At 68.0% G+C, this 1,546-nt stretch carries 1 protein-coding gene; it reads left to right on the top strand.

The features are described 5' to 3' along the window. Positions 1-74: 74 nt before the first annotated feature. Positions 75-1,546: acyl-CoA ligase (AMP-forming), exosortase A system-associated (locus AC1DU6_RS30720; protein WP_477861877.1), on the top strand; the 1,472-nt coding region annotated here is incomplete at its 3' end.

Below are 1,546 nucleotides of genomic sequence, written 5' to 3'. Positions count from 1 at the left end.
GTTTAGCCGTCCTCCCCCCCTTGCTCCCGGGGCGCTCACCCCTTGGCTCAAGGGTCGCGTGAGATACTTTTTTCATGCCCGAATCGACCCTGTTGCACGAGTTGGTGGCCGTTGCCGCCGAGCGCACGCCCGACGCCCCGGCCCTGACCTATGGTGCGCTGACGCTGAGCTATGGCGAGCTGGATGCCGCCGTGCGCGGCTTTGCCAGCGGCCTGATGCAACTGGGCCTGGCCCGTGGCGAACGGGTCGCCATCTACCTGGAAAAGCGCTTCGAGACCGTCGTCGCCAGCTTTGGCGCGCCCGCTGCCGGTGGCGTTTTCGTACCGCTGAACCCTTTGCTCAAGCCCGATCAGGTCGGTTTCATCCTGCAGGACTGTGATGTACGGGTGCTCGTCACATCGCCCGAGCGCCTGGCCCAGTTGGGCGACGTGCTGACGCAATGCCCGTCGCTACGCCATGTCGTGCTGACCAGCGGTGCGGGCTCGGCCCCGGTGCCGGTGCATGACTGGGCTGCGCTGCTGCAAAGCCCAGCGCATGCCGGCCATCGCGTCATCGACACCGACATGACGGCCATCCTCTACACCTCGGGCTCCACCGGGCGGCCCAAGGGCGTCGTGCTGTCCCACCGCAACATGGTGGCGGGCGGCAAGAGCGTGGCGAGCTACCTGGAAAATCGCGCCAGTGACACCCTGCTGGCCGCGCTGCCGCTGTCCTTCGACGCCGGTTTCAGCCAACTGACCACGGCCTTCCACAGCGGCGCCCGCGTCGTGCTGCTGAACTATCTGCTGCCCAAGGACGTGCTCAAGGCCATGGAGCGCGAGAAGGTCACGGGCCTGACCGCCGTGCCGCCGCTCTACATCCAGCTGACCCAGCTCGAATGGCCGGCCGCCATCGACGCCAACCTGCGCTATTTCGCCAACACCGGCGGCCGCATGCCGCGGGCGACGCTGGACCTGCTGCGCGCCAAGGCGCCGTCGGCCCAACCCTTCCTGATGTACGGCCTGACCGAGGCCTTCCGCTCGACCTATCTGCCGCCGGGCGAGGTGGACCGCCGGCCGGACTCCATCGGCAAGGCCATCCCCAACGCCGAGATCCTGGTGCTGCGCGAGGATGGCAGCGAATGCGCGCCAGACGAGCCGGGCGAGCTGGTGCACCGCGGTGCGCTCGTCGGCCTGGGTTACTGGAACGACGCCGAGAAGACGGCCGAGCGCTACAAGCCGCTCCCGGTCGGCGTGGGCGGGCGCGAAGGCGGCCTGCAGTTGCCGGAGTTCGCGGTGTTCTCCGGCGACACAGTCAAGCGCGACGCCGAAGGCTTCCTGTACTTCGTCGGCCGCCGTGACGAGATGATGAAGACTTCGGGCTATCGCGTCAGCCCGACCGAGGTCGAGGAGGTCCTGTACGCCACTGGCCTGGTGGGTGAATGCGTGGCCTTTGGCGTCTATCACGACACCCTCGGCCAGGCCATCCAGGTCATCGCAACACCGCCGGAAGGCGCGTCCGAGCTGGACCTCGCTGCACTGACCGCCGCTTGCAAGGCGCGCATGCC

This window comes from Roseateles sp. P5_B10 (genome assembly GCF_056400485.1).
Note: the sequence above shows the minus strand (reverse complement) of the source record. Positions and strands in the feature narration are given on the sequence as shown.